Genomic DNA, 26,599 nt, shown 5'->3' with positions numbered 1-26,599 from the left:
GGTAAACTTTTCTGAATGAACGAAAATAATAATCTTACTTTAAAACAACACTTTCCGTATCTGTTGCTATTGCTCGTCGCTTCGATAATTTTCAGGTTGCTGTTCGCCACACCATATCTTTTTGACGGCGATCCGGTAAATTATTTTCTCGGCGCTCAAAATCTATTTTCGGGAAACGGCTACTACGCTATGGGGATACCTGTCATCTGGCCGGTTGGATACTCATTAACAATCATTCCGTTTTTCTTGCTCTTCAGCGGAGTTAACGCAGCAATAGCTTCAAGTATTATCTTTTCCACGTTGGGTATGATTATGCTCTATCTCATCGGAGCAGAACTATTCTCGAGAAGAACCGGACTGACCGCGGCGCTGCTGCTCGGATTTTCTGAAACGTTTTTCTTTAGCTCGGTAAATGTGGCATCGGACACCCACGCACTGTTTTTTACTCTGTCAGGAATTTATTTTTTCATCATATTAAGAGAACATTATTCTTCAAAATTAATTATTCTTTCCGGACTGTTTTTCTCTATGGCCGTGATAACGCGTTATCAATCCGCCACGTTTATCTTACTTCCCTTTTTATACGTACTTTGGGAAAAGCGTAAAAGAGAACTGCCAAATTTTCTTAAACAATCCCGAAACTTCCTCACTCCGATTATTATTTTCTTCGGTGCGATGATTCCTTTCGCAATTGTCCAATTTCAGATTAACTACGCTGGGTATGGAAACATATTTCCCATTCAATACGCCGCTGCGACTTCTTCCGGGTTCGATACCGAAACGTTTAAAATTATTCTAAATCCTATTCGTATAATTTATCGCCTGTTTTTTTCCTTTGATATATATGCTCCCATTGGAATACCGCTTTTGGTTACCGGATATTTCGTAATTAGAAACCGTCCGAAAATTCTATCCTTATTGACGATTTGGACGCTGTTAGGCATTCTGCCAATGATATTCTATTTAGTAGTTCCGCGATATTTTTTCATTGTGTCCGCTCCGCTAATTCTCCTGATTGCAGTCGGCGGCGAAGAAATCATTAAAAGAATTAGGGAATTACCGTTCTTATCAAAATTTGGATCATACAAAAAAAGAATCTTACTCATATCCGTTCTATTGACTATTCTACTGCCTTTTGCAGCTCAAACATTCAGGCTCGCTTCATCAAATAAAAAGCATCTCTCAGCAATGAGTAGTTCATTCAGCTGGGTGAAAGAGAATACCGCTCCGGAGAGCGCCGTTCTGACTCAATCGCCTTATTATGGACACTTCAATATTTGGGAAGCGATCGGACAGGACATCTGGGTAGGTGAATATTATTCGGATAGAAAAACGTATTCGGTCTTTGATAATGTAGATAGCATATTATTCAAGCATCCGGATACTTATCTTATTATGAATGAATATTGGCAGAGGGAAGAAAATTTGCTCATGATGTATCCGGCTGCTAATATCAAAGGAATAAACCATATTTTAGCTGATTATAATACAGAACTTGTGAAGACATTTGAGACTAAAAGAAATTTTCTTTTGTGGAAGTTGACTACACATACCAACCATCCCGATGCATTCTACAAAAACGAACATTTATTTAAAATTTATAAGGTGAGTATTGACAGTCTCCGATAACGCTCCCTCTCAATCATTAAATAAAAACATAAAAGAACTTTCCAAACATTCCATCATTTACGGAGTGGGTGTTCTAAGCAGGCTCACATCATTTATCCTATTACCGATACATACGGCATATCTCTCACAGCACGATTACGGGATATTGATCTTGGTGCTATCATTCATAGGCATCGCTACCGTATTCACAACTTACGGTCTCAACGTTTCATTTTTGAGGTGGTATGTACCGGAAACGGACGCTCAGGAGCGAAAGAGAATATTCAGCATTTGCTACTATGGAATTGCCGGAGTAACCCTTCTCCTCACGTTAATAACAGTTACTTCATCAGCATCTATTGCTGAAATACTTCTTCGTGATACAATTTACCAACCGATGCTGTTTATCGCAGGATTCATACTCCTTATGGACGCTCTTTTCCATTTCCCCCAAATGCTTCTTCAGGCACAGAATAAATCACTCGGATATATTGGTGTGGTTTTTCTGAATGTGACTCTTAATCTCGGATTAAGCTATTATTTTATTGTTCAGCGGGGACTTGGCATAAACGGAGTTTTATACTCCGCATTAATCGCCGGAATAGGCGCTTTTGTAGTTACGATTCCACTCGTATTGAAAAACTTAACATTCCATTTTTCAATTGCTAAATATAAAGAATTTGTTAAGTACGGAATACCGTACGTTGCCAACTATCTCTTTGTGGTATTGATAGACCTCAGCGATCGGCTTCTGCTCGAACGATTTATAAATGCAGAAAAGGTTGCCTTATACTCCGCCAATTACAAGCTCGGAGCTGCGATGTCAATAATAGTCAACGCTTTCAGGCTTGCGTGGCATCCGTTCTTTTTATCTTTAAGTAATTCCCCCGATGCCAAACGCACTTTCGCCAGAGTTTTTTCATACTTTTTATTATTCTCATGCGGAATATTCCTTTTCATATCAATCTTTATAGATAACATTGTAAGAGTCAACATCGGCGGATTCCATCTAATTGCGGAAAAGTATTGGGAAGGTACATTCATAATCCCATGGATTCTATTTTCTTACTTGATCTCCGGGTCATACGTTATTTTCGCTGCGGGAATTCATATTGAGAAAAAAACAAAATATACTCCAATATTTACCGGAGCGGGGCTCTTAACAAATTTTATGGCGAACATCATCCTGATACCTATATTGGGAATTTATGGAGCCGCAATATCGACAGCTATCGGCTATGGAGTGATGACTATTATTCAATACTTTACCGTACAAAAATTCTATCACATCAAATATGAATATAGCAGACTCCTGAAGATTCTTGTATCCACAGCCATTGTTTTTTCTACTTTCAAGATATACTTTTCGGAAGCAACTATCGAAATCAAATTTGCTATCCTTTTAGCATATCCCGTTCTTCTCTTTATATTCAAATTCTTCCTGAAATCCGAATGGAATGAGATGAAGAGTTTAAGTTTGAAACTGATTGGCAGGACAAATCAGAGTTGAAGATACTTTACATTTCTCCTGAGCACACTGTGGGCGCTCTTTCTCTCTGGAAAAAAGAACATGAAAAACGGGGTAACGATTGCAGATTCGTTACTCTTTATCCGTCGGCAAGCGGATATGAAGAAGATATTTGTCTTAATCTTCCTCTTGTTTCCACAGGAAAAATATATGATAATCTTCGGAATTTTGTCTATCGCACTCACGGTGAACTTGGAAGTAAGACTATCAAAACCGGATTCCCGCCTGTCTGGCATCCGAAGAACATGGCCGAATCGTTATTTTTTACTATGAGAGAGTTTATTTGGAATTTTTATATCAAGAAAGCGATTATAAAATATGAATTATCCGGTTATGACGTTTATCACCTCGAATGGGGTATGGAATTTTACAGAGACGGCAGATTCATCGCTGAAAGGAAAAACGAGGGAAAGCATATCGTATGCACATATCATGGTCAGGATATGCGAAACCGCGGAGTTATCCCTTCTATTGATGCTTTGAGCGATCTGAATCTGACAAGTGAGCTCGATCTTATGCAAATGCATCCTGAGATTCATTATCTTTTTTTACCATTTGCTACTTCCGATTTCATTCCACGAACAGAACCTAATGATTTAATTACTGTTTCTCATGCTACCCGGAATCGTAAGGCAAAAGGCTCTGATGATATTCTCAGGATATGTACCGAATTGGAAAACGAAGGAAAAATTAAATTTATCTTTATTGAAGACAAACCGCATTCGGAGGTCTTGGAAGCAAAATCCAGAAGCGATATTTATATCGATCAAATCACTGATATTGGTTGGGGATATGGCATGAACAGCGTTGAGGCTCTTTCAATGGGCGCTGTCTGTTTCACCAAGATGAACGAGGAATATGTTAATTTTATTCCGGATCATCCTTTCGTAAACGTTTCTGCCGATAACCTCAAATCCGAATTGAACAGACTGATTTCGGAGCGTGAAAAATTAAAAGATAAAATGATTGAAGGCAGAAAATGGGTCGTGAAATATCATGATGTTTCCAACGTTGTGAGCAAACTATATGACTATTATAAGGGTATCGGAATACAATTTTGACCGGGAATAGTTCGAAACACAAGCCTGAAATCGTAAACATCAGATTGACAAAGGATATTATGTCAGAAAATTACAACCGGATAAAAGAGCTCCTGGATATGATACCCGGAAGAAAATGGTCCAGAGAAGAAATAACAGCAGACAGACCTATGAAATGGGAATACAGCCTTCTGGCTATGGATAACGAGAAAATAATTGGTGTGCAACTTGTATCAAAAAAGGGAGACTCCCGTCACCACCATATGACTTCAGTTGATAAATCACATAGAAGATCCGGGATCGGAAGAGCAATGATGTTTAACAGCGCAACTATGGCGAAAACATTGGGTGAAACTTTTGTTACTGTAAAAGTCGAAGAGGGAAATGAAATGTCAATGAATTTTCATTTAAAGCTCGGATTCACAGTTTACGGTGAAGAACGAAACGATGAAGAAGGCGTAACTTATTTCCTTCTCCGGGGGACACCCGAATCTATTCTAACTGAAATCGAAAACAGTAAAAATTGAAATTAGCGATTCACCAACCGAATTTTTTACCATGGCCGGGATATTTTCATAAAATGGCTTCAGCAGACGTTTTTCTTTTACTCGATACCGTTCAATTTGTAAAATCTGAATACGACAACAGGTGCAAAATAAAAACTGCCGATGGAGAACAGTGGCTGACGGTTCCCGTCAGTACGCCCAAAATTAATACTCTTTCCCGGGACGTGAAGATTTCTAAAAATGTTGATTGGAAAAAACTTCATAAGAAAACTGTAACATATAACTATTCTAAAACGCCCCATTTTGAGGAATTTAAATCGTTGCTGTATGATACGTATGATGAAAATTCAGAGTCTCTCATTGAGTTAAACATTTTACTCATTACTAAGATTAAGAATATGCTTGGCATTGAAACACGGATGATTTTGGCATCTGAACTGCCTGAGATTAATCTTAAGGGAACGGAACTCTTACTTTTTTATTGTGAAGAACTCAATGCTGATTCGTATCTATCAGGCAGCGGCGGTAAGCAATATCTGAACGAAGAACTTTTTAAGGATAAGAAAATAGCTTTAGAATATCAAAATTACCTTCCGGTAAAATATCCTCAAAGATTCGGAGATTTTATTCAAAATCTGAGCGTTATAGATCTAATTTTTAACTGCGGCAATGAAAGCCTACCTCGAATTATGGGAGAACAAAACATTGAATCAAACTGATTTCGACAACTGCGGGTTCACTCACTCACACTATAAAGCATGTATGGAGTTCGCACTCGAAGAGGGATACACGTTCAAGAGAATGAAGGATGCAGCCTCCGGTGACCAAAGCGGGAAAACTATTTTAATGAGACACGATGAGGACCTTTCCATTCCCGCAATGTGTTCGCTGGCTCAGATAGAAGGGGAGCTCGGTATTCAATCGACATATTTTATACGATTACACGCAAATAATTATAACGTATTGGCTTATGATTCTTACACTTCACTCACTGAAATATTAGAAATGGGTCACGAAATTGGATTTCATTATGAGCTCCATTGTCATCCCGGACTCAGCTCCCGAGAGGAGGAGATATTCGTAAAATCAAAATCTCTCCTCGAGTCTGTATTAGGCACATCCATAACCGGAATGAGTTACCATGAGCCTTCCCGGTTTTTAGATAAGGATGAAAAAAAGCCTCTTCCTGACGGAATTGAGTACGAGGCTTATGAAGATAGGTTTATGGAAAATTATAAATATATATCCGACAGCTCGGCGCACTGGCGGGAGGGATGTATGTGTCAGCATATAGGCAAAGAGGAAAATCTATATATTTTGACACACGGGTTTTGGTGGTTTAATAAAACTTCGGTTGAAAATTACTGACTTGATTAGAGCAAGCATTATAATTCCGACGTTCAATTCCATTGAAACTATTGAACCCCTCCTCCATTCTCTCCGGAATCAGAGTATGGCATCTTCCGACTATGAAATAATAGTCGTTGACGATAAATCATCAGACGGAACACGCGAGTTTTTAGAATCTTATAAGACCGAAAACAATTTCCAGCTTTTGGTACAGAAAACCAACCTCGGCATCGGGGCAGCTAGAAACCGCGCTATCGGAATCGCCAAAAGCGATATTCTTCTTTTCCTCGATAGTGATATGGAAGTTGAACCGGAATGGGTAGAAAACCATACTGTGCCGATGGAAAATGGAAACTGGGACGGCTCCGTCGGACAGGTAACTCACGATATTAATATGAGTTCTATTTTTACAAGATATTTAAACGACCCCCGACGCGGCGCTAAACGATTCGGGGCAGAGCGGCAGTTGAGCCATAAATATTTTCTATTCGGAAACGCATCGCTTCGAAAAGAAATGATAAATGGTGTTGGGGGATTTGATGAAAAAATTAGTAAATGGGGAGGGGAAGAACTTGATCTGATCTTGCGTATAGAAAAGGATGAGACTTTAAAATTACGTTATAATCCCTCTGCAAAAGCTATTCACCACCAACAGCGGTCGCTTGAAAACACGTGCAGTCTATTAGAAAACTTCGGAACATACGTTGTTCCATATCTTGTCAAAAAGCATCCTATCCTCGCCGATGAATTCAAAATTAATACTTTTGAAAACTTTTTCGTTAAAAAAACGTTGATGCTTACTATTTTTAACCCGATATTTTTCGGGATGATGAAGAAAACCTATAATATTGCTCCCCGACCGTTGGCGTTCAAAATAATTAAATATCTCTTAAGCTACAGCGTTATTAAAGGGTATCTTTCCCGACCAGAAATTAGTGGGACATAACCAGAATGATTGATCTCGATATTGGCTTAACCGATGAAATTCGAGGTCAAATTCTTGAAATAACTTTATCGAAAAACACCGTTTCCGATTTATATAAATCTGTATTGGAAGATGTATCCAGCAGTGAGAAAGACGGCTACATATTTTACAAGAATTTTGAATTTGACCCAAAAGTAAATGATATTATTTCAATTATATCGCTTACTCAATTTAACGCCACACTCTTAGTAAACGGAAAATTGGAAGTACTTGATAATCCAAAGATAAAACATATAAGTTCATCTCAATCCGATGATCTTAAAAATTATTCGTTTCTTTTCATTTCAAGTCCGGAGACAAACTACGCCATAGTATCTGTTATTTCTGAAAATGACATTCAAACTTTGAATCCAAGTACCAGAACGACGATAACTCAATCCCCAAAAGTTTTAGACTTGTTATGGAATAAAATTTCGGCTCAATTAAATATCAGACAATCGGATTTGCAGGTATACAACCCTGAGAATGCTGTTCCGGTAAGCGAAAAAATTGTTTTTGACGTGATATCGAAGCTAGATAGTTCCCGCGTTGTCTCCGAAAGAAGAGTATTTGAACTTTCCTCTCTTTTGAAATTTCTAAACAGCATTTCAGGTAAATTTGTAGAATCTGAATTTCTTAGAGAAGTGGGGAAAAAACTTATTGAACTGACTGAAGCCACTGTCGGCTTTATTCACGCAGAAGATTTAGAAACCGAAGAAATGAGACCTGTGCTTTTCTGGGAAGGTTTTGAACTTATGATAGGAGAAGAGCTGGCAGAATTGGACTTCCCCACTCGAAATTATTTCGATTCGCTCATTGAGGGTAAACCGTTACTCTTCAACTTAAGCGACGATAATTCTCCATTTCTTGAGCCTGAAAACCTATCCTCTAAAGAAGTAACCAACGGGATTCTATATCCGCTTTATGGACCGGATCGATTAAGAGGTTCGCTTATCTTGCTGTTCCCCGAAACAAAGGGTTTCGACTCCTTAAAAAATCAATATTATGATGAAATCGCTGCAGCGGTTTCAATCGGTTTTAAGCAACTCATTTCTCAGCAAAAGGCACACAAAGAAGCGGTTACTGACGGATTGACTAAAATATATAATCATCGCTTTTTTATGAACCAGTTAACGCAGGAAATGGAACGGTCAAGAAGGTATCAAAATCCTCTCAGCCTCTTAATGATAGATATAGATAATTTTAAAAATTATAACGATACTAACGGACATCCCGCAGGCGATGTTGTTTTAGTAAGTGTGGCTCAGTTGTTTTCAAAGACCGTTCGTAAAACCGATTATGTCACTCGTTATGGGGGCGAAGAATTTGCTGTTTTATTGCCTGAAACACCTCTTATAAGCGCTAAACTTGTTGCAGAAAAGATAAGAAGAACAATTGAAAATGCACAATTCGATAATCAAGAAGCTCAGCCGGGAGGAAATCTTACGGTTAGTGTAGGAGTTGCTGAACAAAAGAAAGAATTAAACAGTTGTGAAGATTTTGTTAAAAGCGCTGATGAGGCTCTTTACAAATCAAAAGAGTCCGGTAGGAACAGAGTTACTTTAGCCGGTGAGAACTGACCCACCGTTTACATTTAAAGAAATTCCCGTAATATAAGAAGAGTCGTCCGATGCAAGAAATACGATAGCTGAGGCACAATCTTCAGGTGTCCCGATTCTTCTGAGCGGAATAGTTTCGGAAATAATCTTATCGCTGCCGCCCTTAAACACCTCTGTCGTCATATCGGTATATGTCCATCCGGGACAAACTACATTTACCCTTATGCCGTCGGGTCCAAGTTCTGATGCAAGTGATTTTGTTAATGATGCGACGGCTCCCTTGCTCGCGGCATAGTGCGAATGAAACGCCTCTCCTCTTTGAGCTGCCGTTGAAGATATATTTATTATGCTCCCGCTCTTTTGCTTCTTCATAGTAGGAACTATCGCTCTTATGCAATTGAGCGTTCCGTTAAAGTTAACGGTCATAGTTGTCTCAACATCCATATCCGACATATTGTCGATCGCCGCTTGTTTCCAGATAGCGGCATTGTTAACCAGCACATCTATCTTACCCCACTTTTCTAATGCGCTGTTTACCATATCCTGTACCGAAGTCATATCTGATACGTCTGCTTTATAAATAAAGACGCTTCCACCAGATTCTTTTATCTTACTTGCTACAGATTGGGCTGAATTTTCATCACTGTTGAAATTAACTAATACTTTTGCACCCTGACCGGCGGCGGCAACAGCGGTAGCGGCGCCTATTCCGCGCGACCCACCAGTGATTATAATAACTTTATCAGTTAGGTCAATCAATCTTATCCTTTAATAGTGGAAAATTTAATTACTGTTATTTTTATCTTTGGAGATGACCCGACTGGCTTCTTCAAGTTTCTGCTTTTCATCGTCTGTAAGATTTTCATAACCCACTTCGTTGATTCTGTCGAGTATTGAATCAATTTCCTGTCTTACATTCTCATAGCTCCTGCGAACGCGATCGGCTTTTTTCACCTCTCTTTTTATTTTCAGTTTGCCGAAAGACTTACTTAAGTTTGAAATCCTTACATTCGATTTCATATAAATATATCCGATCAGCATTCCTGTCAGATGTGTCAGATGACTTATAGAGCCGGTCTTGTCAGTTATACTGCTGATAAATGCCACACCTCCAATAAACAGGACAAAATACTTAACTTTAACCGGTATCAGAAAATATAAAAGTATTGTTCTGTTTGGAAACATCATTCCATACGCAAGGAGAACACCGTAGATCGCTCCGGATGCGCCTACGATTGGAACAGAACTGTTATAGGAAAATACCGTAGTGAGAATCGCTGAGCCGACTCCTGTAATAAAGAAATATCCGAGAAATTCTTTCCTGCCCCAGTATCTCTCTATCTCGCTGCCGAACATCCACAGCACTACCATATTTATTACAAGATGCCAGAGTCCGCCGTGAAGGAACATATATGTGAAAAGTTGCCAAACATAATAATCGTTTATTACAGAACTCGGAACAAGTCCGAGATATCGGTTAAGCAGCGGCTCAATTCCGAGCATATTCTCGAGAAGGAATACCGCTACATTCGCTACAATAAGAATTTTGATGGCAGAAGAGACTCCTCTGCCGAAGTACGTTACCCTTTCCTGATAATTATAATCCATTTCTTAAACCATTCGTCTCATTTACTTATCCAGCCAGCTCTAACTGAAAGATAGCAATATTCTGATAATCCGCAATAACCAAGGGAATATTAAATCAGACTGTCCACAAATTTTAACGCCTTGGTTTTATTGGCTCCCTCTATATGATACTCAAGGTATCTGCTGAAAAACCGATTGAGCTTTTTGAATGTTCCTCTGGTAAAACCATTAATTCCTATATCAGGAAGATTTGCTTTTTCAATCTTTTCAAACATTGCTAATGGTTCGCCTTTCAGCTTTTCTCCACTGCTCAGCCCTTCCGGATTATGTATATCAATTCCAAACCCGAGCAGACGTAGAAGATTAATCTCAAAATACCATAGCAAGGCAACGTCATACTCAGTGTCATTCAGTGCCGATAGAGTCCCGGTCAAAAGCTCAAACAACTCTTCATTGGATTCCGTTCCCGACATAACGCTATCCACAAGACCTACGATTGCCAACGCCACAGCAGATTTTCTGAGATTTTCACTAATATATATATTAGCGTTAATAATCTCGATTTCGGACAGCACCTGAACTTCACGGGACTCTTTATGATAATAAATCACTGATGAGTGAGTAGCGGGTTCAAGTGATCCGACAAATTTGCTTTTAGGTTTGCGCGCTCCCTTGGCAATAAGCGATATCTTTCCGGAGCTTTTTGTATACAGCGTCGCTATCAGACTTGTTTCGCCATATTTTATCCTTCGGAGAACAACTCCCTCGGATTTTAATATCGGCATTAGATCTCAGATTCTTCGGGAGAAACTCCATAACTCGCGGGATATTTCTTCCATAATTCGCTGTTTGCTTCAGAGGGTTTAATCCATTCTGCGCGCCACATATACCAGGATATTAAAATAATGATCAATGTAGCGATCAGGCTTCCTTCGGCTCCGAACTCTCCACCGCTTAATAGTTCCGGTCCCTGCGGAGGCGAGACAAGAATACTTTTCTCCATCGTTGTTCCGCTGACATTCATCCCCCATAACGGTCCTTGTGTCCAATTCCATCCCATATGCAATCCTATCGGCAGCCAGAGCGAACGGGTTTTTATATAGGCGATACTAAGCATAAATCCTGCCAAAAAGATATTTATAGCTCCACCTGCCGACCAGTTCGGATTAAACATATGAATTGCCGAAAAAATCATGCTCAGTATTAACATAGCAATAAATTTATTTGATCCCTCTATGAAAGCTTGAAAGAAATATCCACGCAGCATCAATTCTTCTAACGCTCCTGCAAACGCAAAGAGAATAAATAATTTTATTAAGAATAACAGTAACCCTAAATCCCATGTTCCCATAGACACATCCACAAGCTTCGTTAGCCATAATATAAGAAATGTAATTGTTATCGTACCGAACCCGAAACCCAGTCCGATATAATATTCCTTAAACCACCCTGGCGAGAACCAAAGCCCGAGTAATCGAAATGGTCTTTTATCAATCCGTTTAAGAGTAAGATATGCCGCGAATGTAAAAGTGCTTACAAGCACAATATAAAGCACAATCAACCCCGGTGAGTGCATTCCTTTTCCACCCGGTATGTGTGATTTCAGATTATTGAATACGTACATAGGAGGAAAAGTAATTGAGATTAAAATAATCAGATAGACTACCATTCTCCATCCGGCTCTGATATGTCCGAACGGATTTTTAAATATCTTCCTTAAAATGCCTGGTTCATTTGAGGACGAAGCGCTGCTTTCTTCTGAATGCTCTTCCGGAGTAGTTTCCAAATTTTCATTCATAACGTTTCCCTTATAATTATTACCTTAATAGGCTTTGGCAAAGACAACTTCGGTATCCGATTCTTTTCCGCATTTTATACACTTCCCCTTCTCACCCGGTTGGTCAAACGGTATTACCCTTATCGTCGCCTTAGTCTCTTGTTGGACTTCACCCTCACACTCGGATGAGCCACACCAATAAGACAAAGCAAACCCCCTATTTGATGCAAAATATTCCTTTAAATCATCATACGAATCTATTTTATTTGTATTTTCTTCCCTAAAAGCCTTTGCCTTATTGAATAACCCCGTTTGAATATCGCCTAATATTTTTTTCGATTTCTCTCCAAATCCCTCAAGAGGAAGAGATTCTTTCACGGAATCGTCCCTTCGAACTACGACGATACTATTTTCTTTCACATCTCGAGGACCCACTTCAATACGCAGCGGAATACCTTTCAATTCCCATTCGTTGAATTTCCAACCGGGCGATACGTTTGATCTGTCATCAACTTTATACGTTACTCCGTTTGATTTCAGCATATCCGTCAACTTATCAACAAACGGACGAACTGCCGATTCTTCTTCCGGAGTTTTCATAATTGGTATAATTATTGTTTCGAACGGTGAAAGTTTCGGAGGCAGCACTAATCCTTTGTTGTCGCTGTGAGTCATAACCAGTGCGCCAATCAGGCGTGTGCTAACTCCCCAGCTTGTAGCGTATACGAATTCTTCTACGTTATCCTCGTTTTGAAATTTCACTTCAAACGCTTTGGCAAAGTTTTGTCCGAGATAATGACTTGTTCCTGCCTGCAGAGCTTTTTTATCTCCCATCATCGCTTCTATTGAATAAGTATCCACAGCGCCGGCGAATTTTTGAGCATCGGTTTTTTTACCGGTTAGAACGGGCATCGCCATAAATTCTTCGGCAAACGTTCTGTACACTTCAAGCATCCTCAACGTCTCTTCCTCCGCTTCTTTTGCTGTAGCGTGCGCTGTGTGACCTTCCTGCCATAAAAATTCAGTTGTCCGCAAAAAAAGCCGCGTCCGCATTTCCCACCTTATAACATTTGCCCATTGATTAATCAGTAATGGAAGGTCTCTATAAGATTGAATCCAATTTTTATACATTGACCAGATAATTGTTTCCGAAGTCGGACGAATGACAAGTGGCTCTTCTAATTCCTTTCCTCCCGCGTGAGTCACAACCGCTAATTCGGGCGAAAATCCTTTCACGTGTTCAGCTTCTTTTTTTATATAGCTTTCGGGAATCAGAAGCGGGAAATAGGCATTCTCATGCCCCGTCTCCTTAAACATATCGTCGAGACCTTTCTGAATTTTCTCCCAGATGGCATAACCGTGCGGTCTTATTACCATACACCCTTTTACGGGAGCATAATCCGCCATTTCGGCTTTTAATACTATATCATTGTACCACGCAGAATAATCCTGCTCTTTGCTGGTTATCCCCTTGGTCATCGTCTCTCCCAAGTTTTATTAATTTAAATTACAAATAATAAGTCCACTATATATGGACAGGGTATAAGTTTACTTATTTTAGGAGATTATTACAAATGAAAGTAGGATGGGATTCAACTCGGGATGTTGCTTATGTTCCGAAGATCGCTTTCAGAATGTAGTAGATGATAACCGCGAAAACTGCTCCTGCCGGTACCGTAACAAACCAGCTGATTATAATATTCCTGACAACACTTAAATTCAAAGATGCTAATCCTCTTGCAAGACCTACGCCGAATACTGCCCCCACCAGCGTATGAGTTGTTGATATCGGGATACCGAGTTTTGATGCCACAGCAATAACGGTGGCGGCGCTGATCTCAGCGGCGAATCCTCTGGATGGAGTAATTTCCGTTATCTTTTTCCCTATCGTTTCCATTACTTTCCATCCTAAGGTAGCAATTCCTAATGCGATTCCGATGCCGCCTAACAGCAGCAGCCAGATAGGGACTCCCACTTGAACAAGCACCGTCTTAGTCTGTATTATTGATACTGCCGCCGCCAATGGTCCGATAGCGTTTGCTACATCGTTCGCTCCGTGAGCGAATGCAACAAATACTGCGCTCAATACCTGAAGGTAACCGAATATCCGTTCGACGAAATGGTAATCCACGCCGCCGAAATTCTTAGCCTCAGTGTAAGCGTTCTCCTCAATGTCAGTTGCCAGCATTTCCATTTCATCGTAAATACCGTCCATTCTTTGGTGAATAGTACCGGATGCGAAATTTAAATTTTTATCGCGAAATGTCAGATTTTTCCTAAGGCTTTTTGCCAACATTAGATTATCGTCTTTTGCCATTCGCTGAGTTAAAACAAATTTTCTCTTATATCTGTTTATATCTACGCCATGAAGAAGCGACCCGCTCGTAGCCCATGCGATGAATCCGAGTACCAACGACAGCATGACAGATTCTTCTGTTGTTAGAAGCAGATGCAAATGCTTAAGCCCCTTGAAAAGAAGCACGAGCGACATAATAAATATTACAAACCCGAAAATGAGCGGAACAATTCTCCTGGTAGCAAGCATCACATCTGCTGCATTAAGGATATATTTTCTGATGAATGTGAATATGAGAAACGCTACAATACCGCTTAATAACGGTGAGATTACCCAGGATGATGCGATTGTTAAAACTTTTATCCAATCAATAGAATCTACCCCGCCGGCGATAACTCCGAATCCAACGACCGCACCTACAATGGAATGTGTGGTGCTTACAGGCCATCCGAAATGTGTTGCTATCTGCAACCACAATCCGGCTGCTAATAGGGCAGCCAGCATTCCATATAGAAGCGTTTCAGGATTATCGGCGTAAATAAGAGGGTCTGTGATTCCCTTGCGGACAGTATCTGTTACATTTCCACCTACGAGAACCGCACCGGCAAAATTTGCTATCGCAGCGATAATAACCGCCTGTCTGAGAGTGAGCGCTCTCGAACCGACAGAGGTACCCATTGAATTTCCCACATCATTGGCGCCGATATTCCACGCCATATAAAATCCAAACGCTAAAGCTAAATAGAGGAGAATGGTTTCCGGACCCATCAGAACCTATATTTTGTTATACTCACCGGGAGAATAATAATCTTAGATGATCGCCGATATTTTCAGCATGATTTGCAACGTCCCCCACATGAGTGAGCACTCTTGACCACATAATTATGGATACAGGATCTATCTTTTTTTCGAGTCCAAATAAAATTTTAGCGAATTTCTTCCCTGCCTCGTCGCTATCGTGTTCCAATTCACCAAGTTCGGTTATCATTGCCAGAACTCTTTTAGCTTCCTGCCCCCCGAACGACGCTTCCAAAAGCTCGTCGAGTCTATTTATTATTTCTGAGGATTTATTGCAAGTGTCAATGACCCTATCAATTAACTCAAACAATCCATCTTCCATCTCGGGAAGAATTTCCAACGGTCGCATTACCAGAATAGCCGCAACATCCTGAACTTTATCGGCTACCGAATCTTGTGTTGATAACAACTCCAGCAAATCTCTCCTGTTCACCGGCAAGAAAAGCCATTTAGGAGTTTCGCCACGAAAATTATTTTTTACGATGTCTGCCTGGTGTTCTGCCTCATCAATAAAAGCACAAAGCTCTTTGAATTTTGCATCGTCTCCTTCATTTAGCGCCTCGAACAGTGGACGCAGATGCTTGACCGTATCCATTACTCTCTCACCGTGCTCCTGAAGAGGCACAAATGGAGATTTACTGAATAATGCGGGAAGACCTCTCATAAGTTTCTCGAAATATTATACTAATTTAATCAGATTAAACAATAACTTAAATAAAACCTTAAGTCAATAATTAATCAATTTTTGAATCTTCAAGTCACTTTTCTGCGCATCGGCTTATCTTTATAGACAACTGCCGTACCGCTTGTACTCACCATTAGCATATTGGTTCCGCCTGCGCCTATGGTTTCGTAATCCAAGTCAACAGCTATTATAGCGTTAGCGCCTAAGTCCTTTGCCTGCCGTTTCATTTCCGTTAACGCTATATCTTTTGCTTTATTAAGTTCTTCTTCGTATGCCGCGGAACGTCCTCCTACGATATCACGAATACTCGCCATAAAATCTTTGAATATATTCGCGCCTAATATTGCAGTACCCGTCACAAGCCCTATATACTTCACTATTTTTTTCCCTTCTATGGAAGGAGTAGTAAGTAGTATCATTATTCGCTCCTCTGTCTAATACATTAATTAGCAAAATATATATATGTGACCGCTAAATGTTAAGTAAAATAAATTATCCCCGCTTACGAAGGTCTCTCCAAAGAGCTTGCAACGATTAAGGACTGTTTTATACCTTCGGAAATGTTATGTCATTAAAATCAGGAATACTTTGCGCACGTATATTATTATAGGAATTGGGCTTCTAGCTATCTCATCTTCTTCGATTCTTATCAGATGGACTGACGAGATTCCGTCTATCGTCATTGCGGCTTACAGGTTGACTGTCGCGGGTGTGTTTCTTGCCGGAGCCACTTTTAAAAAGGGCGAGTCACTATTTTCATTCAATGCCTCCAAGGAAAACAAATTAATACTAATTTCAGGATTAGCGTTAGCGCTTCATTTCGTCTTTTGGATTGAATCCCTTAAGCTGACTACCATAGCGAGTTCGGTTGCTCTTGTTTATACGTTACCGATTTGGGCCGCTATGATTTCCCGTTTTTTTCTTAAGGAGACACTAACGCAAAAGCAGCTTATCGGCATCCTGTTTGCTATAAGCGGCGCAGCTGTGATAGGATTTTTCGGAATTGATTCAGGCGAATCATCTTTTGTAGGTAACCTTCTTGCCGTCGCGGGTGGATTTATGGCGGCAGTGTATCTTACTATCGGTAGGGTTATCCGGCGGAATAAAAGCGCAATCGCTTACTCGGGAAGTGTTTACATTATAGCTGCTTCTGCCGTTCTGCTTTTGACGTTTATTTTCAGTCAACCGTTGACCGGATATTCAAACCGAATGTATATTCTTCTGATAATGATAGGAATTATTCCACAACTTATAGGGCACACATCCTTTAATTGGGCGCTCAAGCGGCGTTCTGCAACATCAGTATCTGTGTTTATGTTAGGAGAACCGATCGGAGCTACGTTGCTTGGAATTTTCTTCCTTTCAGAAATTCCCGTCAAAGGTGAAATAATCGGAGGTCTGATTCTTCTGATAGGAATATATCTTACTTCAAGTAATAACGGAGATCATAATGATTAAAATTCTTTCTTTAGCTCTTTTCTGCTCAATCGCTTTTGGGTGCGCTCGTAACGACGCCGATAAAATATTTATCAATGCCGTTATCTACACCATGAATTCTCAAAATGAAACAGCAAATTCTATGGCTGTCAAAGATGGAATAATAATCTATATAGGAAATAAAGAAGATTTATTTAATCATTCAAACGATAAAACCGAGATAATTGATTTAATGGGGAACACCGTTGTCCCCGGTCTCACTGACGCGCATATGCATATTGAAGGTACGGGCAAATTTCTCCAACTGTTAAATCTTGTGGGTACAACAAGCGCTCAGGAAATATCTGACAAAATCCGGTCTGCCGCTTCTTCTATAGCTCCCGGAGATTGGATCGAAGGACGCGGTTGGGATCAAAACGATTGGGAAGTAAAGAATTTTCCCACATCTCAAATGCTAAGCGAAGCGGCTCCCAATAACCCTGTTGTTCTTGGTCGAGTGGATGGTCACGCAATATGGGTCAATAACAAGACTCTTGAGATTGCCGGAATATCCGCTGAAACTCCTGACCCCGAAGGAGGTCGAATTATCAGGCTATCCGGTACAAATGAACCTTCCGGCGTGCTTATAGATAACGCTATGCTTCTCGTGAATGAAGTGAAACCGCCTCCTTCAAAGGATTTGAAAAAGAGAAGAATAGTCCATGCTTTATCTTATGCTCTCAAATTAGGCATCACAACTTTGCACGATGCGGGGTCCAGCTCAGATAATGTGGATATTTATAAAGAGCTCGCTGAGAAAGGTAGGCTTGTTCCAAGGGTCTATGTGATGCTTGATGATGAGGAAAACTTAAAAGAAAAATATTTCAAATCAGGCCCTCAAATCGGCCTGTATAACAATCACTTGAATATTCGAACAATGAAATTTTATGCTGACGGCGCTCTCGGTTCCAGAGGGGCTGCGTTGCTTGAGCCATATTCAGATGACCCGGACAATTCCGGGTGGCTGTTAACTCCTGAAGATGAGCTGCGTTCAAAAATCAAGAGAGCGGCAAAGCTCGGTTTTCAGGTCAGCACTCACGCTATCGGTGATCGGGGAAACAGATTAACTCTCGATATTTACGAAGAATTGTCGAATGGAAACGATACACGGCATCGAATTGAGCATTCACAAACGCTCTCTTTAGCGGACATCCCAAGATTTAAAAAACTCGGAGTAATACCATCTATGCAGCCTACACATCAATCTGCGGATATGTATTGGGCGGAAGACCGGCTCGGCAGCGAACGAATTAAGGGCGCTTATGCCTGGAGAAAACTAATTGATTCGGGGGTCGTTATTCCGGGTGGATCCGATTCTCCCGTTGAGTCTCTAAACCCTCTTTGGGGAATATATGCAGCTGTTACCCGTCAGGACCATAAAGGTTTTCCTGAGAACGGATGGTATCCTGAGGAGCGAATGACCATTGAGGAAGCAGTAAGGATGTTCTCTTCCTGGGCCGCTTTCGCTTCATTTGAAGAGGATTTGAAGGGAACGCTTGAAGTCGGTAAACTCGCAGACTTTACAGTTCTTTCAAAAGATATATTCAAAAATGAACCTTTGGACTTGTTAAAAACGAATATATTGATGACCGTAATCGGTGGTGAAATATGGTATGACAATCTTTTGAAAAACGGAAATATCCTATTAGCTGATAAATAATCAGTGATATTTTCTTATACTTATATATACTGACTCTTGACAGACGGATAATTTATATTATATTCTCCCTTTCCTGAGACAGTGGAGAAAAAATAAATTTATGGCAAAAAAACTACTTATAGTCGAATCACCATCCAAGGCGAAGACAATTGGAAAATATCTTGGAAAGGAATTCACTGTTCAAGCAACGGTTGGACATATACGAGACCTACCCAAAAAAGAATTGGGTGTAGACCTCGATAATAACTTCGAGCCAAAGTACATCACTATTCGCGGTAAGGGCGATATAATTAAAAAATTAAAAACCGCTGCGAAGAATTCTGATGAAATTCTGATAGCCACTGACCCTGACAGAGAGGGTGAAGCAATTGCGTTCCATATCAGTGAAATTATCGGGGGTAAGGGAAATATACGGCGTGTCTTATTTAACGAGATTACTAAATCCGGCATAAAGAAGGGACTTGAATCTCCAAGAGATTTAGATTTTGATAAGATCAACTCTCAACAGGCACGAAGAATTATGGATAGGCTTGTAGGTTATAAGGTTAGTCCGTTTCTTTGGAAAACTCTTACCTACGGTCTTTCCGCCGGCAGAGTACAATCGGTGGCTCTCCGGCTTATATGCGAACGGGAAGACGAAATCACTAAATTCGTTCCGATGGAATATTGGACTATTTCCGCCTCGCTTAAAGACAAAATGGATGAAACCTTCGCTGCTAATCTATTTAAAATTGAAGGCTCCGATCCCGAAATAAATAACGAAAAGTCATCCGCCGCAATTCTCAATGACCTTAAGAGTTCAGATTTTATTGTCACTAACATAAATCAAAAAGATATGAAGAGAAATCCCGCTCCCCCGTTTACTACGAGCACTCTGCAACAAGCGGCCGCCCGCAGACAGCGTCTTTCTCCGAGAAACACTATGAGGATAGCGCAACAGCTTTATGAGGGAATTCAGATTGACAGTGGTGAATTGGTCGGGTTGATTACTTATATGAGAACTGATTCCACGAGAATAGCCGATGAAGCATTGGATGCAGTTCGAGGATTTATCAATACAACCGCCGGAAACGAATACGTTCCCGAAAAACCAAGATTCTTTAAAAAGAAGAAAGGCGCTCAGGACGCTCATGAGGCTATCCGACCTACTGATGTTCAGCTCACGCCTGATTCCATCAAACATAGCCTGTCGGACGATCAGTTTAAACTTTACGACCTGATTTGGCGAAGATTCGTAGCCTCTCAAACAAATCAGGCGCTTTTCAAACAGACATCTATAGATATTTCCGCAGGAGATAAATATCTCTTTAGAACTGTTGGCAGTATCAGAACTTTTGACGGTTATCAACGTTTTTATCCTGACGCAAAAAGCGAGAAAGATACTTTCATTCCTTCAAAAATTGAGGTTGATGAACTGCTTAATTTACTTGAAATAACGCCGGAACAGCATTTCACCAAACCGCCGGCTCGATTCTCGGAGAGTCGGTTGATTCAGGAACTCGACGAAAATGGAATCGGCAGACCAAGTACATATTCTCAAATTATTTCTACCTTATATAATCGGGAATATGTGAAGAAAGACGAAGGAAGAATGGTTCCGTCAGAACTTGGTATGACAGTGAACAAAATTCTTGTTTTAAGCTTTCCGAATATTTTCAGCGTTGAATTTACCGCTCGGATGGAAGATGAACTCGATCAGATAGAATCAGGTAACCAAAATTGGAAAGACGCCCTCTCGGATTTTTACACTCCTTTCGAGAAGACTCTGAACGAGGTAACGGAAAAATCAAAAGAAATAAAGGAATCACTGCAAGAGGAATCGGACGAAATTTGCGAAGAATGCGGCAAGCCTATGATTGTTAAATGGGGTAGATTCGGAAAGTTTTTATCCTGTACCGGCTGGCCTGAATGTAAAAGCGCCAAACCTCTTAAATCTGACGAAGAAGCTCACCAACATCTCACAGACGAAAAATGTGATAAATGCGGCGGAGATATGATTGTGAAAAGAGGCAGAAACGGCGAGTTTTTAGCCTGCTCAAACTACCCCGATTGTAAAAATACGAAATCTATTCCAATCGGCGTTCAGTGCCCGAATGACGGAGGCGATCTCGTAGCCCGCAGAACAAAACGGGGAAGGACATTTTACGGCTGTTCAAATTACCCTGATTGTGATTTTGCGATTTGGCAAAGACCTAAAGCGGTTACATGCCCTGAATGCGAGTATTCTTTTATGGTCGTAAAGGGTGGCAAAGACGGTGAATCTGTTCTGCAATGCACGAACTGTAAAGCCGAGGTTAAGGAATCAGAGGCCGCTGTCGAGGAAGATTAGATGGCTAAAGAAATTTCCCTTATCGACAAGATAGTATCCCTCGCCAAGCAAAGAGGGTTTATTTTTCCCGGATCAGAAATTTATGGCGGCGTAGGTTCCACCTATGATTATGGCCCGCTCGGTGTCGAACTTAAATTAAACATTAAGAATTTTTGGTGGAAGTCAATGACCTATCGTGATGATATCGTGGGTATCGATTCTTCCATATTGATGCATCCGAAAGTCTGGGAAGCGTCAGGACATGTTGAGGGGTTTACAGATCCTATGGTGGATTGCAGGCAGTGCAAATCCCGTTTTAAAGAAGATGAAATACCTCAAAAGAATCTTGATTCCGGGCAATGTCCGAAATGCGGGACCAAAGAATCTCTCACAGAAGCGCGAAAATTCAACCTTATGTTTAAAACCCATGTCGGCCCCGTTGAAGAGGATGCTACTATAGCATATTTGAGACCGGAAACGGCACAGGGGGTTTATGTAAATTTTCAGAACGTCTTAGGGACAAGCCGACAAAAGATTCCGTTCGGCATAGCTCAAATTGGGAAAGCATTCAGAAATGAAATAACGCCCGGTAATTTCATATTTCGCACAAGAGAATTCGAGCAGATGGAAATGCAGTATTTCGTCAAACCGGGCGACGATGAAAAATATTTCGAACAATGGATAGACATTCGTCTGAAGTGGTATGACGGCTTAGGAATCAGTAGTTATAAACTCCGCCTGCATGAACATAGTCCTGACGAGCTGGCTCACTACGCTAAGAAGGCGTTTGACATAGAATATGAATTTCCTTTTGGCTGGAAAGAGTTGGAAGGAATTCATAACAGAACGGATTTTGACCTGAAACGGCACACGGAATATTCCGGCAAAAAACTCGATTACTTCGATGAACCGACCGGTGAAAGATATACTCCTTATGTCATAGAGACTTCCGCCGGTGTTGACCGCACCCTGTTAGTCTGTCTCCTTGACGCTTATACAGAAGAAGAAGTGAAGGGTGAAAAAAGGGTGGTTTTAAAACTCAATCCTAAGCTTTCCCCGATCAAAGTCGGTGTGTTTCCGCTTATCAAAAAAGATGGTATGCCGGAGTTTGCCGAAAAACTCAAAGACGAACTGAGTAAACATTTCGCAACTTTTTATGATTCAAAAGGAGCAATCGGAAGGCGATACCGCCGAATGGATGAAGCGGGAACTCCGTTCGGAATCACAGTTGATTCACAATCGATGGAAGACGGAACCGTCACTATCCGCGACAGGGATTCTATGGAGCAAGAGCGGATAGCTGCTGACAGCGCCACTTCTTATTTAACCGAAAAACTTTCAACTTAATTAGCCGCTTTTATTTTTCATAAATAGACCGGCGATTTTATACCAGAATAACATAGGCAATATCAGCGATCCTATCCACGCTAATACGAGAATAAAAACAGATTGATCCTGCAATCCATTTAGTTTTATCCATTTCCATAGATCATAATCAGTGACCCACAATGAGAGCCTGTCAACAATGTTATAGGAGATTATTGAAAGAATGAATGCTGCTCCGAACCGAAATTTATTAAGTTTAATGGGAAACTTCCGGGGAGGCATATTATTTTTTTGTTAAGACAATCCGTGCGTCAAGAGCCATTGATTGTACCGACTTTGGCTGAACGAGAAATGGGTTGATGTCCAACTCGGCGATATCCTCAAAATCTGTTACCAATCTTGAAAGCCGCTGTATCGCATCCTCTATAGCATCTTCGTTTACCGCATCCTGACCTCTCGTTCCTTTCAACAATTGATAGCCCTTTATGGATTGTACCATTTCCTTTGCATCAATATTTGAGAGAGGAGTAATTCCAAATGAAACGTCTTTTAGAATTTCCACATGAATTCCGCCGAGTCCAAACATCAGCAGCGGACCGAAACTCGGATTCTGTTGAACCCCGAGTATTGTCTCCACTCCGCCACTTCTGAATTCCTGTATCAATACTTCGTAATCCGATTTTGCGATGCCGGCTTTCTTAGCGTTTTCGCCTATTTTTTTAAATGCTTTTTTCGCGTCTTCCGGAGTTCTAAGGTCAAGCATCACTCCCCCTACATCCGATTTGTGACTTGCCTTCAGGCTGTCAATTTTCATAGCTACCGGGTATCCGATTTTTCCTGCGTTTTCAACTGCGTCCAGAACGTTCTTCGCTGTGAGCGATTTCACCGACTTTATTCCATAGCATTGAAGTACACTAAATGATTCTGACGCTGTCAATGACAATCTCTTATTTTTTCTCACGCTCCTGAATATTTTTCGGACTTCTTCTCTCTTCGGCTTAAACCGTTTTATAGTCCCTTTTGGTTTATCGAGCCAGAGTCTTCTCCGCACCATTGCAGATAAGGCTTTCGCAGCTGATTCAGGGAAAAGGTAAACCGGAACTCCTCCCTTCTTTAATATTTGCACTCCCTCTTCCTGCTCATTTTTCGACATGAATACGGACAGGATAGTCTTTTTCGTCTTTTTATTGGCGCCGACTATAACTCTTGCCACACCGGGCGCATCAACGGTTATGGGAGGAATGAATACACAGATTATAGACCCGATATCCTTTTCCTTTATTAGAATATCCAGCGCGGCCTTATATCGCTCCGGTCCGCCCGTAGCTATTATGTCAATCGGATTTGAAACCGCCGCTTCCCTTGGCAGAACTTTTCTGAGTTTTGATTGAATCTCTTTCGAAAGTTCCACTACATCTAATCCAAGTCGAACGCACGCATCGGTAGCCATTATAGCCGGACCGCCTGCATTACTAAGGATAGCTACTTTATCGTTTAGCGGAACCGGTTGAGAGAGAAACGCTTTAGATACGTCGAACATCTCTTCAATTGACGTGACCCTTATTACGCCGCACTGTGCGAATAACGCTCCTGTCGCCACATCCATTCCTGCTAATGCGCCTGTGTGAGATATGGTAGCCCTGGCTCCCGCAACTGTTCTTCCGGCCTTCACAGCGATTATCGGTATATTTTTGCTTATCCGCTTTGCAATGGGAGTGAATTTTCTGGGGTTTCCAAAACTCTCTAAATACATAAGTATCAACTCAACATTTTTATCGTGTTCCCACTCCTCAAGAAGGTCATTACCGGATATATCCGATTTATTCCCCATGCTCACAAACTTAGAAATGCCAATTCCGAGGTTTTTCGCGTGGCTTAAAATCGACTCTCCTAAAGCGCCTGACTGTGAAAGAAACCCGATTTTTCCGGCTTCGGGTCTCCCCCGCGCAAAACTTGCATTTAGGCTTACATCCTCATCGGTATTTATAATGCCCATACAGTTGGGACCAACCATTCTCATCCCATATCTTTTAATAATTTTCATCAGCTCGGCTTCAAGTTTGACTCCTTCGCCGCCAATTTCTTTGAATCCGGCTGTGATAACCACTAAACCTTTAACGCCTTTTTTACCGCATTCCCTCACAACTTTTAATACGGAGCTCGCCGGAATTGAAATAACGGCAAGATCAATTGCATCTTTGACTGCAAGTATTGACTTATACGATTTAATGCTATGAATTTGATCGGCGTGAGGATTTATCGGAAAAACCTTACCTTTGAACTCTGACAAAATCAGATTATTCAATATTTCCCAACCCAATGAATGCCTCTTACTTGAAGCTCCGATTACCGCCACGGATTCAGGTCGGAATATTCCGTCAAGTTTGTTATGTTTTTTCAATCCACTATCCCCACATTATTTACAACTCAAAATTTATCTTATCGCCTCGCTATAAGCAAGAGTTTCGGAATATCAGCTATTCTTTGAGGTAATATCTCTGTCAATTCTGTTCAAAATTACTTGACAGTTGACTATTACGCCTATATATTCCTCTGTAAGCTGGGTTATTTAACAGCACTAAAGGGATGATCGAATGAAAAGAACAATACTAACAGCAATACTTTTATTATCATTGCCTGTAGCCGGATTTTCACAATATAAAAATCAGGATAATGCGCCGACCATTTCCGAAAGTCTTCGATTGCCGACGGGATATAACGGTAGTTCGATACTCGGATTTTTAGACTTTTCAAAAGTCAAGATGAGCCAAAGCTATTCGGTCGGATTCGGTTCCGGCGGCGGGCGTTCCAGCTCATATGGTTTGTATATGAATCAAATTCTCTATCCTGTTAACGATAAAATATTTCTTAACCTGAATCTCGGTTACGTTCACGACCCGTTACAGTCTTTTTACACGCCTTCTCCTTCTGCAAATCAGGGAAAGTTTGTCGGCGGTGGTGAAATTAGTTATTTCCCCACAGAAAATATGGCAATCAAATTCAGTATAAATAATTATCCAAGATATGGAGCAAATCCGTATTCTCGCTACAGGAGATACTAAGTCCTATTAGCCGGGTAAGGATGCTATATACTCATTTTCTGATATTTAATTCTTCAATAACTGAAAATTCTTTTTTACCTGTTACAGGCTTCAAGCCAATTTCCTAATGGTGAGACGTAGATACAGGCGAAAATCCTTGAAATCTCCTGCAGGTGTAAACCGCCGGAAAAAGAAATCCGGTAACCTATTCTTAAACAGTTCGGTTGCTGTCTTAACAATTTTAGTTTTTGCATTGGGTTACTCATGGGCGCACCGTCAGTTTATAGCAAAAAAAGACGGTTCATCTGTATTAATCAGCTTGCCTGAAGAGGCTACCACCCTGACAAGCAAGATGTGGATGGAGAAGCAATATCGTGATATCAAAGTGGAAGTTTTAAACGGTATTGGAGTTGATGGAATTGCCGCCGAAGTCACCGATTTTCTCAGAGAAAAAGGATTCGACGTTGTTAAAACTGACGACGCCGGTAGAACAGATTATATTTATTCCATGGTTAAAGATAGAACGGGAAATTTATATTCCGCACGGAATCTCGCGGAGATACTGAATATCGATACTCTTTCTGTGCTTCAGGAAATAAACAAATCTCTGATATTGGACGCTACCGTCATACTTGGAAAAGATTACAAACATCTTGCGCCATTCAATTTAAATAGAGAGCTGCCGTAGAATAATTGGTACCACCTGATAATAAGAATATCAAAATTTCCACTTCCAAGAAGACTGATTATAGTTCTAAATCTCTTGCTGAAATTATAGCGAATGCTGCTTTGGAGAAAATAGGTGAAGAAATTAAAATATTCGATTTAGCCGGCTTAACAGATATGACCGACTACTTTGTCATTGTGACCGGAAACGGTAATTTACACGTGAAAGCTATTGTCGATCATATACAGGATAACACCGTTAAGGTTTCCAAACCATGGCATGTAGAAGGATACGAAAGTTTGAAATGGGTGTTACTTGATTACGTTGATGTTGTCGTGCATGTATTCGATAGAACTACAAGAGAATATTATGATATTGAGAGGCTGTGGGCAGACGCTGATATATCATCTGTTTCTGATTAAA

General features: G+C 40.7%; 25 protein-coding genes. 15 read left to right on the top strand and 10 right to left on the bottom strand.

Annotated features, from left to right (window positions below):
- Nucleotides 1–15: 15 nt before the first annotated feature.
- From IIB39_01415 to IIB39_01380, 8 genes are read left to right on the top strand one after another with little or no spacing between them, the layout of a single operon-like run.
- Nucleotides 16–1,629, top strand: a complete 1,614-nt coding sequence (locus IIB39_01415) for a glycosyltransferase family 39 protein (GenBank protein MCH8927358.1) — start codon at nt 16–18, stop codon at nt 1,627–1,629.
- The gene (locus IIB39_01410; protein ID MCH8927357.1) at nt 1,613–3,118 is read left to right on the top strand and encodes an oligosaccharide flippase family protein; all 1,506 of its coding nucleotides are present in this window, start codon (nt 1,613–1,615) and stop codon (nt 3,116–3,118) included. Before IIB39_01415 ends, IIB39_01410 begins: the two co-directional genes overlap by 17 nt.
- Nucleotides 3,115–4,197 (top strand): hypothetical protein, encoded by a 1,083-nt coding sequence (locus IIB39_01405; protein ID MCH8927356.1) that lies wholly within the window; start codon nt 3,115–3,117, stop codon nt 4,195–4,197. The genes IIB39_01410 and IIB39_01405 overlap by 4 nt, the downstream gene beginning before the upstream one ends.
- A complete protein-coding gene (locus IIB39_01400; GenBank protein MCH8927355.1) occupies nt 4,194–4,703 on the top strand; it encodes a GNAT family N-acetyltransferase in 510 nt (169 codons plus the stop codon). Before IIB39_01405 ends, IIB39_01400 begins: the two co-directional genes overlap by 4 nt.
- Nucleotides 4,704–4,756: 53 nt before the next feature.
- Nucleotides 4,757–5,401 carry a WbqC family protein gene (locus tag IIB39_01395; protein ID MCH8927354.1) on the top strand — a complete coding sequence of 215 codons (645 nt, stop codon included), beginning with the start codon at nt 4,757–4,759 and terminating at the stop codon, nt 5,399–5,401.
- Entirely contained in the window at nt 5,388–6,050 is a 663-nt protein-coding gene (locus tag IIB39_01390; protein MCH8927353.1) for a hypothetical protein, read from the top strand. Before IIB39_01395 ends, IIB39_01390 begins: the two co-directional genes overlap by 14 nt.
- On the top strand, nt 6,037–6,978 hold the full coding sequence (locus IIB39_01385) for a glycosyltransferase (protein MCH8927352.1): 942 nt from the start codon (nt 6,037–6,039) through the stop codon (nt 6,976–6,978). The genes IIB39_01390 and IIB39_01385 overlap by 14 nt, the downstream gene beginning before the upstream one ends.
- Before the next feature lie 5 nt (nt 6,979–6,983).
- Entirely contained in the window at nt 6,984–8,576 is a 1,593-nt protein-coding gene (locus IIB39_01380) for a GGDEF domain-containing protein (GenBank protein MCH8927351.1), read from the top strand.
- On the opposite strand, the gene IIB39_01375 is transcribed toward IIB39_01380, so the two are convergent.
- The 8 genes from IIB39_01375 to IIB39_01340 all read right to left on the bottom strand — a co-directional run bounded on the left by IIB39_01375 (nt 8,559) and on the right by IIB39_01340 (nt 16,117).
- Complete coding sequence (locus IIB39_01375) at nt 8,559–9,314, bottom strand: glucose 1-dehydrogenase (protein ID MCH8927350.1); 756 nt, start codon at nt 9,312–9,314, stop codon at nt 8,559–8,561. The two genes, IIB39_01380 and IIB39_01375, sit on opposite strands and share 18 nt — an antisense overlap.
- Nucleotides 9,315–9,338: 24 nt before the next feature.
- Entirely contained in the window at nt 9,339–10,163 is an 825-nt protein-coding gene (locus tag IIB39_01370; GenBank protein MCH8927349.1) for a rhomboid family intramembrane serine protease, read from the bottom strand.
- Nucleotides 10,164–10,252: 89 nt separating this feature from the next.
- Complete coding sequence (recO, locus tag IIB39_01365; GenBank protein MCH8927348.1) at nt 10,253–10,927, bottom strand: DNA repair protein RecO; 675 nt, start codon at nt 10,925–10,927, stop codon at nt 10,253–10,255.
- Nucleotides 10,927–11,940 carry a CPBP family intramembrane metalloprotease gene (locus IIB39_01360; protein ID MCH8927347.1) on the bottom strand — a complete coding sequence of 338 codons (1,014 nt, stop codon included), beginning with the start codon at nt 11,938–11,940 and terminating at the stop codon, nt 10,927–10,929. The genes recO and IIB39_01360 overlap by 1 nt, the downstream gene beginning before the upstream one ends.
- 24 nt (nt 11,941–11,964) lie before the next feature.
- Complete coding sequence (locus tag IIB39_01355) at nt 11,965–13,398, bottom strand: proline--tRNA ligase (protein ID MCH8927346.1); 1,434 nt, start codon at nt 13,396–13,398, stop codon at nt 11,965–11,967.
- A gap of 130 nt (nt 13,399–13,528) precedes the next feature.
- Nucleotides 13,529–14,983, bottom strand: a complete 1,455-nt coding sequence (locus IIB39_01350) for an inorganic phosphate transporter (GenBank protein ID MCH8927345.1) — start codon at nt 14,981–14,983, stop codon at nt 13,529–13,531.
- 22 nt (nt 14,984–15,005) lie between these two features.
- A complete protein-coding gene (locus IIB39_01345; GenBank protein ID MCH8927344.1) occupies nt 15,006–15,677 on the bottom strand; it encodes a TIGR00153 family protein in 672 nt (223 codons plus the stop codon).
- An 89-nt stretch (nt 15,678–15,766) separates the two neighbouring features.
- Nucleotides 15,767–16,117, bottom strand: coding sequence for a heavy metal-binding domain-containing protein (locus tag IIB39_01340; GenBank protein MCH8927343.1), 351 nt, complete (start codon nt 16,115–16,117; stop codon nt 15,767–15,769).
- A gap of 169 nt (nt 16,118–16,286) precedes the next feature.
- Here IIB39_01340 and IIB39_01335 point away from each other — a divergent pair, with 169 nt between their 5' ends.
- The 4 genes from IIB39_01335 to IIB39_01320 all read left to right on the top strand — a co-directional run bounded on the left by IIB39_01335 (nt 16,287) and on the right by IIB39_01320 (nt 22,489).
- A complete protein-coding gene (locus IIB39_01335) occupies nt 16,287–17,156 on the top strand; it encodes a DMT family transporter (protein ID MCH8927342.1) in 870 nt (289 codons plus the stop codon).
- The gene (locus IIB39_01330) at nt 17,149–18,834 is read left to right on the top strand and encodes an amidohydrolase (protein MCH8927341.1); all 1,686 of its coding nucleotides are present in this window, start codon (nt 17,149–17,151) and stop codon (nt 18,832–18,834) included. The genes IIB39_01335 and IIB39_01330 overlap by 8 nt, the downstream gene beginning before the upstream one ends.
- Before the next feature lie 100 nt (nt 18,835–18,934).
- Nucleotides 18,935–21,163: a type I DNA topoisomerase gene (gene topA, locus IIB39_01325; protein ID MCH8927340.1), complete on the top strand. Its 2,229-nt coding sequence runs from the start codon at nt 18,935–18,937 to the stop codon at nt 21,161–21,163.
- 12 nt (nt 21,164–21,175) lie between these two features.
- A complete protein-coding gene (locus IIB39_01320) occupies nt 21,176–22,489 on the top strand; it encodes a glycine--tRNA ligase (GenBank protein MCH8927339.1) in 1,314 nt (437 codons plus the stop codon).
- Here the strand turns inward: IIB39_01320 and IIB39_01315 are convergent, their stop codons facing one another.
- Nucleotides 22,490–22,750, bottom strand: coding sequence for a hypothetical protein (locus tag IIB39_01315; protein MCH8927338.1), 261 nt, complete (start codon nt 22,748–22,750; stop codon nt 22,490–22,492).
- Between the two features lies 1 nt (nt 22,751).
- Nucleotides 22,752–24,869, bottom strand: coding sequence for an acetate--CoA ligase family protein (locus IIB39_01310; protein MCH8927337.1), 2,118 nt, complete (start codon nt 24,867–24,869; stop codon nt 22,752–22,754).
- Nucleotides 24,870–25,062: 193 nt separating this feature from the next.
- Here IIB39_01310 and IIB39_01305 point away from each other — a divergent pair, with 193 nt between their 5' ends.
- The 3 genes from IIB39_01305 to rsfS all read left to right on the top strand — a co-directional run bounded on the left by IIB39_01305 (nt 25,063) and on the right by rsfS (nt 26,598).
- A complete protein-coding gene (locus IIB39_01305) occupies nt 25,063–25,530 on the top strand; it encodes a hypothetical protein (protein MCH8927336.1) in 468 nt (155 codons plus the stop codon).
- Between the two features lie 136 nt (nt 25,531–25,666).
- A complete protein-coding gene (locus IIB39_01300) occupies nt 25,667–26,197 on the top strand; it encodes a LytR C-terminal domain-containing protein (GenBank protein ID MCH8927335.1) in 531 nt (176 codons plus the stop codon).
- An 83-nt stretch (nt 26,198–26,280) separates the two neighbouring features.
- Nucleotides 26,281–26,598, top strand: coding sequence for a ribosome silencing factor (gene rsfS / locus IIB39_01295; protein MCH8927334.1), 318 nt, complete (start codon nt 26,281–26,283; stop codon nt 26,596–26,598).
- The last annotated feature ends 1 nt before the right edge of the window (nt 26,599 follow it).

This window comes from Candidatus Neomarinimicrobiota bacterium, from assembly GCA_022573815.1.
Classification (GTDB): Bacteria; Fidelibacterota; SORT01; order SORT01; family SORT01; genus JACZTG01.
Note: the sequence above shows the minus strand (reverse complement) of the source record. Positions and strands in the feature narration are given on the sequence as shown.

What these genes read in the sequence shown, in the direction of transcription:
- IIB39_01315 (MCH8927338.1), bottom strand. Translation starts at nt 22,750, where the DNA reads ATGCCTCCCCGGAAGTTTCCCATTAAACTTAATAAATTTCGGTTCGGA.
- recO (MCH8927348.1), bottom strand. Translation starts at nt 10,927, where the DNA reads ATGCCGATATTAAAATCCGAGGGAGTTGTTCTCCGAAGGATAAAATAT.
- IIB39_01350 (MCH8927345.1), bottom strand. Translation starts at nt 14,983, where the DNA reads ATGGGTCCGGAAACCATTCTCCTCTATTTAGCTTTAGCGTTTGGATTT.
- IIB39_01360 (MCH8927347.1), bottom strand. Translation starts at nt 11,940, where the DNA reads ATGAATGAAAATTTGGAAACTACTCCGGAAGAGCATTCAGAAGAAAGC.
- IIB39_01355 (MCH8927346.1), bottom strand. Translation starts at nt 13,398, where the DNA reads ATGACCAAGGGGATAACCAGCAAAGAGCAGGATTATTCTGCGTGGTAC.
- IIB39_01305 (MCH8927336.1), top strand. Translation starts at nt 25,063, where the DNA reads ATGAAAAGAACAATACTAACAGCAATACTTTTATTATCATTGCCTGTA.
- IIB39_01330 (MCH8927341.1), top strand. Translation starts at nt 17,149, where the DNA reads ATGATTAAAATTCTTTCTTTAGCTCTTTTCTGCTCAATCGCTTTTGGG.
- IIB39_01415 (MCH8927358.1), top strand. Translation starts at nt 16, where the DNA reads ATGAACGAAAATAATAATCTTACTTTAAAACAACACTTTCCGTATCTG.
- IIB39_01345 (MCH8927344.1), bottom strand. Translation starts at nt 15,677, where the DNA reads ATGAGAGGTCTTCCCGCATTATTCAGTAAATCTCCATTTGTGCCTCTT.
- IIB39_01395 (MCH8927354.1), top strand. Translation starts at nt 4,757, where the DNA reads ATGGCTTCAGCAGACGTTTTTCTTTTACTCGATACCGTTCAATTTGTA.
- topA (MCH8927340.1), top strand. Translation starts at nt 18,935, where the DNA reads ATGGCAAAAAAACTACTTATAGTCGAATCACCATCCAAGGCGAAGACA.
- IIB39_01340 (MCH8927343.1), bottom strand. Translation starts at nt 16,117, where the DNA reads ATGATACTACTTACTACTCCTTCCATAGAAGGGAAAAAAATAGTGAAG.
- IIB39_01380 (MCH8927351.1), top strand. Translation starts at nt 6,984, where the DNA reads ATGATTGATCTCGATATTGGCTTAACCGATGAAATTCGAGGTCAAATT.
- IIB39_01370 (MCH8927349.1), bottom strand. Translation starts at nt 10,163, where the DNA reads ATGGATTATAATTATCAGGAAAGGGTAACGTACTTCGGCAGAGGAGTC.